Here is a 13,529-nt window from a genome sequence, read left to right as displayed (position 1 = left end):
GTTATATTAACACGGAAAAAATCATTGTTTTCTTACTCGTAGCATTTCTCTTTTACCAGGAGGTCCAGGAAGTCGTTCTACAAGAAACCCAACTTCTAACATAGCCCGCCTAACACTCCCTTTAGCTGCATACGTAACTAAGCACCCACCAATCTTCATAGCATTGAACATGATTTGAAAAATTTCGACTGTCCATAATTCTGGCTGTACACGAGCCCCAAAAGCATCAAAATAAATAAGATCATAAGTATTGAGAGCATCAATCTCTTTAAAGAATTTCTGTTGCTTGTTTAGACTAAAATTTTTAGAAATTTCTATTTCTTGCCCCCAAGGTGCCGAATGCATTAAATCAAAATCATCTTTTCTAGAAAGCGATTTTAATTCTTCTATATAATTTAATTGTTCGAGCTCTTCATTTGAAACCGGATAAGCCTCTACACCTGTATATTTTATTTGCAGATTGCGTTTTTCAAATTCAATAAGAGTGATAAACGCATTTAGTCCAGTGCCAAAACCAATTTCTAGAATTTGAATTTTTTGGTCATTAAATAAATCTAAACCCGATTTAATAAATACATGATAAGCTTCTTGAATAGCACCATGTTTTGAGTGGTACTGCTCTTGCCAGTCCATAATCTGGATGGTTTTAGAACCATCGCCTGTAGTAATAATTTCTCTTTTCAAATTAATTTGGAACTAACACACCCGATGCTTCGAAACTATATGTTCTTTTCGGTGTTGTAATTTTTGCTATTTCTTCTTCTGTTTTACCACCATCTTTTGCATAATGCTGTTGATCACCAACACTCATTTCTTCCACAAATGCCAATCCGTTTAAAACAACTTCTTTCTCTAAAATATCTGCAGGCATAAAGAATCCGTAATCTTTAAATCGCACCATTGCTTGCTCACCTTTTGGTAGCTCAACAATCATCCAACAACCTTTTACTTTGCAAACCTCTTTTACCTTAGTTTTAAATTGAAGGTTCAAAGAGTCAGCTACAGCCATTGATGCAAATTGCTTCATGACATCATCTTTATGACTTAATTCGGTAATTTTAAATTCATCACCATAAAATTTTGATGAACTATTAGCTACATCTTGCTGTGCAAGACAAGTGAAAAACCCAAATAAAAACACAAGTAATATGTTAAATCCTTTCATAAATCCTAAAAATGTTGATATACCTGCAAAACTCATCAATTTAAAACTAAAAAAGAAGTGCTAGTAGGGATATTTGTTTAATTTTAATCAACTAAAGTTACGTATTTCATGAGTATTGCAACGAAAGATATCACAATAGAAAAGGTAAAAACCTCTAAAATTGACCAAGTAGATTTTAACAATCTTGCTTTTGGTTCTGTATTTTCAGACCATATGATGGTCTGTACCTACAAAAATGGTGCTTGGGAAATGCCAACAATTACGCCTTACCAACCAATTACGCTAGATCCATCTTCGAAGATTTTCCATTACGGACAATCTATTTTTGAAGGTATGAAAGCCTATAAGGATGAAAATAATGATGTCTACCTATTTAGACCATTAGAAAACCACAAGCGTTTTAATATTTCTGCGGAACGAATGTGTATACCTCAAATTCCTGAAGATTACTTTATGGAGGGTCTAACTACGTTACTTAACCTAGACAAAGATTTTATACCTACCCAAGAAGGTAGTTCATTATATATAAGACCTTTTATGTTCGCTTCTGGAAATGGCTTTCATGCTTCACCGGCCGATGAATATAAATTCATTATCGCTTGTGCACCTTCTGGGGCATATTTTTCTGGTAAAGTAAAAGTACTTATTGAAGAGAAATATTCTAGATCAGCAAACGGTGGTGTTGGTTTCGCAAAAGCGGGAGGTAATTATGCAGGTCAATTCTACCCTACCCAATTAGCGGTAGCAAAAGGATACAACCAAGTAATTTGGACAGATGACACTACCCACGAATATATTGAAGAAGCTGGTGCAATGAACATCTTCATTAGAATTAATGATACCTTATTAACAGGCCCAACTAGTGATCGTATTCTTGATGGTATCACCAGAAAAAGTATTTTAGATATCGCTAAAGACCAAGGTATAAAAACCGAGGTTAGAAAAATTACGGTTAAAGAAGTTGTTGATGCAGCTAAAGATGGTTCTTTAAAAGAAATGTTCGGTGCTGGTACAGCAGCCGTTATTTCACCAATTGCCGGTTTCGGTTTTAGAGATACAGATTATGAGTTGCCAGAGCTAGAAAATAGCTACGCACAAAAATTAAAGAAAATTATAACAGATATACAGTACAATAAGTCTGAAGATAAATTCGGATGGCGTTTTAAAGTAGAAGCATAAAAAAAAGGGGGCGGATCGCCCCCTTTTTTATTTATCTAATATTACACCAATATTCGGTTTCGAATAATTAGGTCCTTTTAACACCTTACCGTCTTCACGATAAATAGGTTTACCATCTTCACCAAGTTTACTCATATTACTTCTTTGTATTTCATTGAACACCTCTTCAATTTTATACTGCATACCGTGCTCTAAAATAGTACCACATAATATGTATAACATATCACCTAAGGCATCAGCAACCTCTACCAGGTCATTATTCTGGGCTGCTTCTAAATACTCTTTATTCTCCTCATCCATTAAATTGAAACGCAAAGAATTTTTAGCTTCTCCTAAATCTGCAATCATATCTTCTGAAACACCTAGACCAAAAGAATTATGAAACTCTTCTACTGCTTTGATTTTGTTTTTCATCTTTATTATACGGTTTTCCGTTAACTTTGCGTAAAAATATGAAATATGTTTAGCACCGGACAAATCATTTTTGCAATCGCTTTTGCAGTGGTTTTCGCCATTATTATTGTCATCACTTATAAAAAAGACTTCAAATTGCACCAAAAGAATTATAAAGGTGTTAAATGGATTGGTGTTTTCTTTACACTATTCGTAGCATTCCTACTATTTATAAAGTTTTTCCTAAAAGAATAGTTAATTTTTTTCCTACACCACAAAAATTAACATTTTCACAACAAAACACCGATTATCGACGTTTAATATACCAAATACCGTAATTTTGCGTTATTCATCTATAAGGTGTAATATATTATGACGACATTTCTTACAATTTTTTTAGTATTAGTAGGCATTAACATTGCGTTAGTTGCAATTAGCTTAATTAGTGTTTCACAAAAAGCGAAAACACCATCTCAAAAATCAGCTAAACAACCAACTTCTGTAATCTATCCGTTAGATTTACTTACTACAAGCTACAAGAAAGCAGTTTAGTTTTTACCTTTATAAGGTATGAAACAATTTTTACTGGTTTTTTTAGGCGGCGGTTTTGGTAGTATTTTAAGATACTATATATCAAAAAATCTGAACGCCTATTATTCAAATTTCTATCTAGGCACATTTCTAGTCAATATTATTGGTTGCCTTCTTATAGGTATACTAATAGGTCTCTCTCTCAAGAACAATTACATTTCAGAAAATCAAACTTTATTATTAGCCACCGGTTTCTGCGGAGGCTTTACTACTTTCTCTACATTCGCATTAGAAAGCAACATTATCCTTAAAGAATCTTCATTACTTCAAACATCCTTATATATGGGCTTAAGTGTAGCGATTGGCATACTAGCTATATCTCTAGGACTATGGATTTGCAAAATGTTATAGATTTAACATTCACCATCCACTATTTTATTTTTATACATTTTTTTAAGTATTTGCGATTTTATTAAACAATCGTCAGATAAATAGTTGTTTTTCTGACAATAATTCTATGATTGTCTACAAATCACATATCTCTATTCTAAGTATCTTCAATAATACATCCCATTATTAGCAATACCCTAAAATTTTAGGGGTATATATTATGATACTGATAAAAATCTGCATTGACACCCTAATATTTTTAGGGTGAGAAAGTTTTTAACATATATTTGGCAGTATCAAAAACTTATTCAAATGAAAAAAATCGAGGCAATTATCAGAAAATCAAAGTTTGACGATGTCAAAGAGGCGTTGCACAACATTGAAGTAAACTTCTTCAGTTACTGGGATGTAACAGGGGTCGGCAATGAAAAAGAAGGTCATGTATACCGAGGTATCTCTTATAGTACTACCGATATACAACGTAGGTACCTAACAATCGTAGTATCAGACGACTTTCTTGAAAAAACAGTAAACGCAATTCTTACAGCTGCATACTCAGGAAATGTTGGAGATGGTAAAATTTTCGTTTCTGAGGTAATTGAAGCGTATAGAATAAGAACCAAAGAAGACGGATTAGCAGGTATCAACTAAACCAAAAACTAAATAACTAAAAACTAAACGAAATGGACGCAGGATTATTTACAGCAAATAACGTATGGATGATGTTGGCTACCGCATTGGTATTCTTCATGCATACAGGCTTTGCCTTTTTAGAAATTGGCTTAACCAGACAAAAGAACACAATAAACATATTATTTAAGAACATCTTCATTATTACAGGTGGTCTATTACTTTATTACGCATGGGGTTTCAATTTAATGTACCCAGGTTTCGAAGATGGAGATATGGGAATTATCAAATTCAGCATGGATAGCTTTGGTATTGCTGCCCCAGAAGGCGGAATGACTGCTGAATACGCAGACGGAGGTTACACATGGTGGACAGATTTTCTTTTTCAAGGAATGTTCGCAGCAACAGCAGCTACAATTGTATCTGGTGCTGTGGCTGAACGTATGAAAATTGGTGCTTTCATGATATTCACCGTTATATACGTAGGTTTAGTATACCCAATAGTAGGCGCTTGGAAATGGGGTGGAGGATTCTTGGATTCATGGGGATTCTACGATTTCGCAGGTTCAACATTAGTACACTCAGTAGGTGGATGGGCTGCTTTAGTAGCAATTTTCTTATTAGGTTCTAGAATTGGAAAATTCGGTAAAGACGGTAAGCCAAACGCAATACCAGGTCATAGTATACCAATGGCAACTGCCGGTGTATTAATACTATGGTTAGGTTGGTTCGGTTTCAACGGTGGTTCAGTATTATCAGCAGATCCAGAATTAACTTCTCTTGTATTGGTTACAACAAGTTTAGCAGCAGCAGCTGGTGGTTTTGGAGCAATGATTACGTCAACAATACTTTATAAAAATTTAGATTTAACTATGTTCTTAAATGGTATTCTAGGTGGACTAGTAGGTATTACAGCCGGTGCAGATTTAATGTCACCTAATGAAGCTGTCGTTATTGGTTTCATCGCTGGTATCATCATCGTTGGTGGTGTAGCATTAGTAGATAAAATTAAATTAGATGATCCTGTAGGTGCTGTAGCAGTTCACTTAATCTGTGGTATTTGGGGAACATTGGCTGTAGGTATCTTCGGAAACCTAGCAAGCGGAGCTCAATTCATGACGCAACTATACGGTGTATTAATCGTAGGTGGGTTTTGTATTGTAACCTCTGGCATCATCTTAGGTGTACTTAAAGCAACTATCGGTCTTAGAGTTTCTAAAGAAGAAGAAGTTGAAGGCTTAGATATTCATGAGCACGGTATGGATGCTTATGCCGATTTTAGAATGAATCAACACTAAAAAAATACGGAGCGTTTTGCAGAACGCTCCGTTACATAACCTATCAATAAATTACTCAAATTAATTCATCCCCTACGGGGTAAAAATCAAAATTTATGAAAACGATTATTAATACAAAGTACGTAAAAAATATTTTCGCAACAGGTCTTATGCTTTTTGCAGCTGCTGGCGTAGTAGCTCAAGAAGAGGAAGAAACAACTCCTAGTTTTACTTTAAGCGGATCAATAGATGCATATTATAGAGCAAATCTAAATGGTGACAACTCTGCTCCAGGCGGTGTACCAAATGCAGCACCAGGTTCATCTTTTGCTAATTTACCAGGCTTTGCCCTTGGTATGGCGAATGTTGTTGCTGGTTACGAAGGAGAAAAAGTAGGTTTTGTTGCTGATTTAGTTTTTGGTCCTAGAGGAACAGATGCTATTTTTGCTTCTCCTATTTATTCTGCAACCGGTAACATTGTTAACCAACTTTATGCTTACTGGAATGTTAGTGATGATGTAACATTAACCTTCGGTAATTTTAATACCTTTTTAGGTTACGAAGTAATTTCTCCAACAGCTAATTTTAACTATAGTACTTCTTATTTATTTTCTTACGGACCTTTTTCTCATACAGGTTTAAAAGCTGATTTCGCTTTATCTGATGATTTTAGCTTAATGTTAGCTGTTATGAATCGTACAGATATTACTGAGCTAAATTTGGATGGAAAATATGCATATGGAGCACAATTAGGCTATAGTGGACAATACCTTAACTTCTTAGCTGATAATGGTGCTTTTGAAATTGACTATACAGGTGGATTTGACCTATCTGATGACTTCTTCTTAGGATTGAATGCTGCATATTTTGATGGTGGTGATGATGCAGCAGGGTTTGCAGGTGTCGCTTTATACCCTCAATTAGCTACTTCTGAAGACTTTACAATTGGTCTTAGAGGGGAATACTTTACTGAATTAGATGGCGAATTTGGAGCTATAGGAACTGGTGTTGAAGAATCAAGTGTATTTGCAGTTACATTAACTGGTAGCTATTCAGTTGATAATTTAACTATTAAGCCAGAATTAAGATTAGATTCTGCTTCTGATGATTCTTTTTATTTTGCTGACAGCGATTTAAACCCACAAAAAAGTTTATCCTCTTTTGTACTTGCAGCTATCTACTCTTTCTAAGTAGTTGACAAAATTAATGGTTGATTTATAGTTTAAGTTTTAAAACCTCGGCAATACCTGCCGAGGTTTTTATTTTTAAACAGATTAATGTTCAAATGCCTTTACCCCAACCTTAATTTCAGTATCTAAATTATTTACGGCAGGTACAAGAGGGCAACTAAATTTCTTGTTATAAGCACAATAAGGGTTATAGGCCTTATTAAAATCTAAAATAATTGTATTACCATCTGGTATTCTTAAATCTAAATAACGACCACCACCATAAGTTTCTTCGCCATTCGTATTATCTGTAAAAGGCAAAAACAAATAATCTTCATATTTCTCTTGAGTAATTAAATCTGGAGATTGGTAAATTTCCAATTCATAAGCTTTTCCATTAATAGAAAACTTAGCAACACCATAAACAACCTCTGTAGATTCTCTACCTGTAGTAGTCGGCATTGAAAACGGCAATGCTTCGGGTGTTCTTACCAACTGTGCTTCAATTACATAATTAGTATCTGGCGCAAAGAAATCTAAAGTTTCAAATTTTATTCGAAAACGATCTGCTAATGGAGAAGTCTCAGGATCCTTAAATTCAGCATTTAATTCCTCTTGAAATAATAAAATATCGGCTAATTTATCTGATGTTACCGTAGCTGCTATATCGTTCTTTACATCATGATATTTCTTTTCTTGTCCGCATGAAACAAACATTCCTAAAACTAAAACCGCAATACATAATCTCATATCTCTAACTTTACACTTCAAAAATACAATTTATTCATTGTACCTTTTTTTACATATAATCGTACTTTAGAACCTTATACTTCTTGAATATGAAATTTACCTATATTTTACCACTATTTCTAATCATCTTCATTAGCTGCCAAGAGAAAAAATCTACAGTTGAAAAAGAAATAATCACTGAAGATATTAGAATAATGCCCGAGCTAAACCCTGAAAGTTACAATGTTGCTTTCCTTATTATGGATGGTACTTTCAATACTGAATTTACAGCACCTTTCGATATTTTTCAGCACACTAAATATAGAGAAGGTATAAAGGCTATGAATACTTTCATCGTTGCAAACACCTTAGAGCCTATAACCACTTTTGAAGGGGTGCGTATTTTGCCAGATTATGATTACACGAAAGACGATCTACCTCAAATAGACATATTGGTAGTGCCCAGCGCAGAGCATTCAATGGATAGTGATTTGAAAGACACCGTTATGTTAGATTTCATCAGAAAGGTTGATAAGAGCACCCTCTATATGACTAGTCATTGCGATGGAGCATTCCCTCTGGCAAAAGCGGGAATTTTAGATTCGGTTGCATCGACGACTTTCCCCAGTGATGTAGAGAATTACAGAGAAATGTTTCCTAATCTGAATATAAAAGATAATGTATTATTCGTTCATGACGGAAAATATATAACCTCAGCTGGTGGAGCAAAAAGCTTTGAAGCTGCACTATATTTATGCGAAGTGCTATATGGAAAAGAGATTGCCAAATCTCTAGCTAAAGGATTAGTCATTGATTGGGATGTAGAAAAAGTACCACACCTTACTGTTCAATAACATCATACCTAGCACCTTTTAAGTACTTTTCTACAACCTCGTTAAACTCTGGCATAATTTTAAATAAAGATGTATGCTCTAATGAATACAACTCTTCTTTATTTGTATATCCAATTTTTAAAAGTTCTTCTAAATAGAATAAGGCCGTAACGTAATCTTCCATTTTAGAGCTCATGGATATGACCTTTAAATAACCATCATGCTCTGCAGGTACAGTTATGGTTTTTATCATGTACAATAAATTTAAAGCTTCAAAATCTACTTTCTCATCGGCTGCTATATAATCTATATTATCAGAAACTAAGGCATTTATATACCCTCTTAATCTACTTGACATTTGGCGCTCGAACAAATTAGAACTCTTATCTAATTTATTTAATTCTTCCATCTGAAAATTCCACCATCCTAAGTTAGCATAGTTGTACGAAATAATATCTTCCTCTAAATAATATCCGTAATCTTCTTTCGTGAATGACTCTTTTAGAAAATAACTATTTTGACTTCTATTAGCCTGCCTAAAAGAAGTACTGCGTTTTAGAACTTTTTGAGAAGCCTTTAAAGAATCTAATTTCATTAAAGGATTGAAGATTTTCTCCATATCAAACATTTGATATGTAGCCAAAAGTGGTTTCTGGTTTGATACATTCTTATTTACATCGACCAAAAACTCATCGTATGAACTTTTTATTAATCTATCGTTACGCTGTATATGACCTTTAGCCATACTGGTCAATGTCAACATTCTAAATGCCTTCGCAATAGTCTCTTTCTCTGGTAAATTTCGAGCACCATCAAACACCAACAATTCATTTGGAAATTTTAATTTATTCAGCACCTGCTTGGTATTATACATAGCGGTAAAATTATAATCTGACCTATTAACCAAACCAATAAACTGAAAAGGTTGTTTTGTATTTAATATTTCAACATTACCAACCGATGCACCAATAGAAATAACACCCTTTATTTCTCGAACAAACGTAGGTAAAATAGATGCGAACATTGCACCACTATCAAACCCTGCAGTATAAGTTCGATTTTTTGCAGTAGGTATCGTATTAAAAACAGCATTAAACATTCTATTCGCAATGAGCACGTTTTCAGATATAGCGAGTGTATCATTAAGGTTATTAGAACTTGCCAAAACATAGCCTTCTTGCTCTGCAGCATTAATTAAAATTGAAACCGCTGCCTTACCCTTCCCTTTTAAGTCCATCACAAAAGCAACAGGCCAAGGTCTATTCACCTCAAAATTAGTAGGTAAATAAAGTGAGTACGTTTCATTTACAGTATCATTTACAACTAAATTCTCTGTAATGGCACCCCTCAAAAGTCTAAGCTCTTGAGAATACACAACCGAAGAAATTAAAACGAAGGCAAGGAGTAGTATTTTTTTCATCATTTATTTTACATCAAAAATCTAGCCAAAATAATTATCAATCAACAGTCTTTTTAAATTGAATTACAAATTACCTAAAGCTAGTTAAAACAATTAAATAAAAATTCTATTTTATCTTGTGCATTGGGGCATTCGAAATAACCTGTGATAAAACAATATGCGTTCTGGTTTCGCCATATTGAATTAGTTGATCAATAAACTTTTCTAAATGGAACTGATCTTTCAATACAACCTCCATAACAATATTCTCATTACCGGTAATTCGATAACAGTTTATAACCTCTTCTAAAGTAAGAACTACAGACAAAAACGGTTTTAATTTTCCCATAAAAGCTCGCAATGTTATAATGGCTTTTAGTTGATGACCTGTCAGCGCATGAGACACTGTAGCCTTATAACCTTGTATAATACCAAGGTCTTCCATTTTCTTAACACGTTCGGCAACTGCAGGTGCCGTTAGCCCTACGGTTCTACCAATATTTGCAAAAGATTCTCTAGCATTATTTTGCAATTGTTTTAGTATTTTCCAATTAAGCTCATCTATCTTTGGATTCAAAAGTATTTCAGTTTAATTTTTTATTATCTAAGGTAAAAATACAAATTACGTTTGTATTCGATAGAAAATTTACAAATAACTAACGTAATTTTATATGACGCTAATTACACCCCACATAATGGCATATCGAAGTTTAAAACATTTACCTATTTATAGGAAAGCATTGGAACTCTGTACCATGAGCAGAGAAATTGCGTCATATGTATCTTTCAATAAAGATTTAATGCGTCTTTGCGAATCAAAGAGTCTTAGAGATATAATGGCCAATTCTATTTTAACTGATTCTATTCTTATTCCTCAAAAAATAGCACAAGTAGAATATTCTAATTGTAGCAATGAACGTTTAGAAACAATTTCTTACATAAATATTATCATCAGAAATATCAACTCGTATTGCATGGGTCTAGAGAAGCATGGTGTTAAAGAAACAGAGTATATTAATCTACTTCGGAAAGAAATTAAGAGTTTTAGAAAGTCTTATAAAGTTTGGAAATCTGAACACTCTTAATCAATCTAAATTCTTCCCAAATTACAAGTTATAGCAGGCATTTTAAGAATTATGGTCTATTTTTGACGCTATAATAAGAATTCTATTGAAAACAACAATTTTAATCCATTGTCCGGATCAAGCAGGTATTATATGTACCGTAACCGGATTCATTAGCAGAAACAAAGGTAACATCGTTTACCTTGATCAGCATGTAGACAAACCAGCTAACGTATTTTTTATGCGTACCGTTGTTGAATTTGAAGAAGATTTTTCCGACTTGGATCACTTTAAAGCTCTTTTTCAAAAAGAGTTAGCTTCCACGTATAACATGCAATGGAGTATTCACACAGACGATAAATTACCCAAAATGGCTATTTTCGTTTCTAAGTACAAGCATTGTCTTTACGACCTATTAAGTAGATACCGTTCTGGTGAATTAGAGGTTGAAATACCTTTTATATTAAGTAACCATAATGACTTAAGACATATAGCTGATCAATTTAATATTCCTTTCTTTCATGTTCCGTTCACAAAAAAGAACAGAGTTGAAGCAGAAAAAGAACAGTTGGCTCTATTAGAAAAGCATGATATCAACTTCATCGTATTGGCTAGATATATGCAAATCGTTAGTGGAACACTTATAAATAAGTTCCCTAATAAGATTATAAATATTCACCATTCATTTTTACCAGCATTTGCAGGAGCAAAACCTTATCACGCAGCTTTTAAAAGAGGTGTGAAAATTATCGGTGCAACGAGTCATTATGTAACAGAAGAGCTAGATGCAGGTCCGATTATTGAGCAAGATGTAACCACGGTAACCCACTCCCACTCCATTAAAGATTTCATTGCCAAAGGTAGAGATTTAGAAAAAATTGTACTTTCAAGAGGTGTAAAACTTCATATTGCACGTAAAACAATGGTCTACAACAATAAAACCGTAATATTCTCGTAAGTACAATAGACCCTAAATAAATTTCATTAAGATGATAAAAAAAGTAAGTTTAGCCATATGCATGTTACTAGCTGTTTCTTGTGCAGAATTACAACAGGTAGTAAATCAATTACCAACTTCTACAGAAGGCGTTTTAAGTAACGATGCCATTGCAAACGGATTAAAAGAAGCATTAGACCTAGGTATTGAAAAACAGGTTAGCAAATTAACTGCAACTGACGGTTTCTACAAAAATGAGTTAGTAAAAATACTTTTACCTGAAGATTTACAAAAGGTAGATAAGACTTTACGCGATATAGGTTTAGGTAGCTTAGCAGATGAAGGACTAAAAGTTTTAAATCGTGCAGCTGAAGATGCTGTTTCTGAAGCAACTCCAATTTTCGTGAATGCTGTAAAGGATATGTCTTTCGTAGATGCCAAGAATATACTTTTGGGAAGCAATGACGCTGCAACTTCTTATTTGGAAACAAAGACGAATACAGAATTGTATGCAAAATTCAATCCGGTAATAAACGAGTCTTTTAAAAAGGTAGGTGCAGATAAAATTTGGAGCTCGATTATTACGAAATATAATGCTATACCACTTACAAACAATGTAAATCCTGATTTAACAGATTACGTTACCGAAGAAGCCCTTGCTGGTGTATATAAAATGATAGCTGTAGAAGAAGAAGAAATTAGAACAAAGTATTCATCTAGAACAACAGATGTACTGAAAAAAGTATTCGCACTACAAGATAAAAAGTAGATTTTTAACAACCTTTACAATAACTTAAAAAGTTATGCGTTAAAAACTAAAGAACAGTATTAAAACATTCATTTTCAATTTTTTGAGTTAGTTATTTTTTGAGTTAGTTAGTTAAAAACCGGTGGGAGCATCGGTTTTTTTTGTTTTAGACTTTTTCAAAGAGCGAAAAAGATAATATCAATTTATTAAAGATTCAATTAGCCTTGTTGTGCTAAATATGCTACAACCTTTTCATTAAAAAAATTGGGTTGCTCTACATTTACTACGTGACCACAGTCTTCAACTACTATGAGCTCAGAATTCTGATGAGATTTTGCTATTTTACGAATACTAGGCAAAAACAGATAATCCTCTTCACCCATTACATAAAGCGTTGGTATTTTAATATCTGCAGATCTAAAAAATTGTAGTAGCGGATTAATCTCTGAAGTAAGTTTAAACCAACGAATAAATTCTTTTTGATACAACTTCTTAGCTTCTCGTACAAAGAGCAATCTAGACTCCCGGTGGTTCTTATTCGGCATTATAATAATGGCAAAGAATTTATATAGCCATAAGTAAGGTATCACCGTTTTAAAAACAACACCAAGTTTTATAAGTATTTGAGAACGTAAATTTAGTTTCATTATAGCACCGCCCATAACCATACTCTCTACTCGCTCAGGGTGATTTTCTGCTAAATTTCTAATAAGTATTGTACCTAACGAAATACCAACAAAGTGCGATTTCTCAATTTTTTCATGATCAATAACCTCAACGATATCATTGGTGATTACATCAAAAGTATACTTTTCATCAAAAACATTCTTAAGGCTAGGCTTAGAATTACCGTGCCCTCTCAAATCTAAAAGCAACACATTAAAATGCTTTTTAAACTCTCGAATTTGCTTATACCAAATAGAAGAACTACCACCTGCACCATGCACAAAGGTGACCCATGTAGTAGAAGTTTTATGTGGATATGTTATATAATGAAGCAAATTGAATGTTTAATTGAAATTTAGTTAATCTACAATGTATTAATTCTTTTTGACATAACATTTAGTAAAATCAAAATTCAAGTA

The 13,529-nt window shown here is 33.5% G+C and carries 16 protein-coding genes; 9 read left to right on the top strand and 7 right to left on the bottom strand.

What is annotated here, in order from left to right:
* Positions 1–21: 21 nt before the first annotated feature.
* Both mnmD and Q4500_RS01935 read right to left on the bottom strand, forming a co-directional pair.
* On the bottom strand, positions 22–684 hold the full coding sequence (gene mnmD, locus Q4500_RS01940; protein WP_303598071.1) for a tRNA (5-methylaminomethyl-2-thiouridine)(34)-methyltransferase MnmD: 663 nt from the start codon (positions 682–684) through the stop codon (positions 22–24).
* A gap of 1 nt (position 685) precedes the next feature.
* Positions 686–1,165 (bottom strand): DUF4920 domain-containing protein, encoded by a 480-nt coding sequence (locus tag Q4500_RS01935; protein WP_303598070.1) that lies wholly within the window; start codon positions 1,163–1,165, stop codon positions 686–688.
* Positions 1,166–1,273: 108 nt separating this feature from the next.
* Here Q4500_RS01935 and Q4500_RS01930 point away from each other — a divergent pair, with 108 nt between their 5' ends.
* The gene (locus tag Q4500_RS01930; RefSeq protein WP_303598069.1) at positions 1,274–2,344 is read left to right on the top strand and encodes a branched-chain amino acid aminotransferase; all 1,071 of its coding nucleotides are present in this window, start codon (positions 1,274–1,276) and stop codon (positions 2,342–2,344) included.
* A gap of 27 nt (positions 2,345–2,371) precedes the next feature.
* Here Q4500_RS01930 and Q4500_RS01925 read toward each other — a convergent pair whose 3' ends face one another.
* Positions 2,372–2,758, bottom strand: a complete 387-nt coding sequence (locus Q4500_RS01925; RefSeq protein ID WP_303598068.1) for a nucleoside triphosphate pyrophosphohydrolase family protein — start codon at positions 2,756–2,758, stop codon at positions 2,372–2,374.
* 549 nt (positions 2,759–3,307) lie between these two features.
* Here Q4500_RS01925 and crcB point away from each other — a divergent pair.
* The 4 genes from crcB (at position 3,308) to Q4500_RS01900 (ending at position 6,755) form a co-directional block, all read left to right on the top strand.
* Entirely contained in the window at positions 3,308–3,679 is a 372-nt protein-coding gene (gene crcB, locus Q4500_RS01915) for a fluoride efflux transporter CrcB (RefSeq protein WP_303598066.1), read from the top strand.
* A gap of 291 nt (positions 3,680–3,970) precedes the next feature.
* On the top strand, positions 3,971–4,309 hold the full coding sequence (locus tag Q4500_RS01910; protein ID WP_303598065.1) for a P-II family nitrogen regulator: 339 nt from the start codon (positions 3,971–3,973) through the stop codon (positions 4,307–4,309).
* Positions 4,310–4,341: 32 nt separating this feature from the next.
* A complete protein-coding gene (locus Q4500_RS01905) occupies positions 4,342–5,586 on the top strand; it encodes an ammonium transporter (RefSeq protein ID WP_303598064.1) in 1,245 nt (414 codons plus the stop codon).
* Positions 5,587–5,681: 95 nt separating this feature from the next.
* The gene (locus Q4500_RS01900) at positions 5,682–6,755 is read left to right on the top strand and encodes a porin (protein ID WP_303598063.1); all 1,074 of its coding nucleotides are present in this window, start codon (positions 5,682–5,684) and stop codon (positions 6,753–6,755) included.
* A gap of 84 nt (positions 6,756–6,839) precedes the next feature.
* On the opposite strand, the gene Q4500_RS01895 is transcribed toward Q4500_RS01900, so the two are convergent.
* Complete coding sequence (locus tag Q4500_RS01895) at positions 6,840–7,484, bottom strand: DUF1684 domain-containing protein (protein WP_303598062.1); 645 nt, start codon at positions 7,482–7,484, stop codon at positions 6,840–6,842.
* Positions 7,485–7,573: 89 nt separating this feature from the next.
* On the opposite strand from Q4500_RS01895, the gene Q4500_RS01890 reads away from it, so the two are divergent.
* Entirely contained in the window at positions 7,574–8,317 is a 744-nt protein-coding gene (locus Q4500_RS01890; protein ID WP_303598061.1) for a DJ-1/PfpI family protein, read from the top strand.
* On the opposite strand, the gene Q4500_RS01885 is transcribed toward Q4500_RS01890, so the two are convergent.
* Both Q4500_RS01885 and Q4500_RS01880 read right to left on the bottom strand, forming a co-directional pair.
* Positions 8,304–9,719 (bottom strand): alpha/beta hydrolase, encoded by a 1,416-nt coding sequence (locus tag Q4500_RS01885; RefSeq protein WP_303598060.1) that lies wholly within the window; start codon positions 9,717–9,719, stop codon positions 8,304–8,306. The two genes, Q4500_RS01890 and Q4500_RS01885, sit on opposite strands and share 14 nt — an antisense overlap.
* Before the next feature lie 103 nt (positions 9,720–9,822).
* Positions 9,823–10,272, bottom strand: a complete 450-nt coding sequence (locus tag Q4500_RS01880; protein ID WP_073243226.1) for an Lrp/AsnC family transcriptional regulator — start codon at positions 10,270–10,272, stop codon at positions 9,823–9,825.
* Between the two features lie 178 nt (positions 10,273–10,450).
* Here Q4500_RS01880 and Q4500_RS01875 point away from each other — a divergent pair, with 178 nt between their 5' ends.
* The 3 genes from Q4500_RS01875 to Q4500_RS01865 all read left to right on the top strand — a co-directional run bounded on the left by Q4500_RS01875 (position 10,451) and on the right by Q4500_RS01865 (position 12,465).
* Complete coding sequence (locus tag Q4500_RS01875) at positions 10,451–10,780, top strand: hypothetical protein (protein ID WP_244534027.1); 330 nt, start codon at positions 10,451–10,453, stop codon at positions 10,778–10,780.
* A gap of 85 nt (positions 10,781–10,865) precedes the next feature.
* Entirely contained in the window at positions 10,866–11,717 is an 852-nt protein-coding gene (purU, locus tag Q4500_RS01870) for a formyltetrahydrofolate deformylase (RefSeq protein WP_303598059.1), read from the top strand.
* Between the two features lie 31 nt (positions 11,718–11,748).
* Positions 11,749–12,465 carry a DUF4197 domain-containing protein gene (locus Q4500_RS01865; RefSeq protein WP_303598058.1) on the top strand — a complete coding sequence of 239 codons (717 nt, stop codon included), beginning with the start codon at positions 11,749–11,751 and terminating at the stop codon, positions 12,463–12,465.
* Positions 12,466–12,662: 197 nt separating this feature from the next.
* Here Q4500_RS01865 and Q4500_RS01860 read toward each other — a convergent pair whose 3' ends face one another.
* A complete protein-coding gene (locus Q4500_RS01860) occupies positions 12,663–13,445 on the bottom strand; it encodes an alpha/beta fold hydrolase (RefSeq protein ID WP_299320552.1) in 783 nt (260 codons plus the stop codon).
* Positions 13,446–13,529 lie beyond the last annotated feature (84 nt).

This window comes from Maribacter sp. 1_MG-2023 (assembly GCF_030547005.1).
GTDB lineage: Bacteria > Bacteroidota > Bacteroidia > Flavobacteriales > Flavobacteriaceae > Maribacter.
Note: the sequence above shows the minus strand (reverse complement) of the source record. Positions and strands in the feature narration are given on the sequence as shown.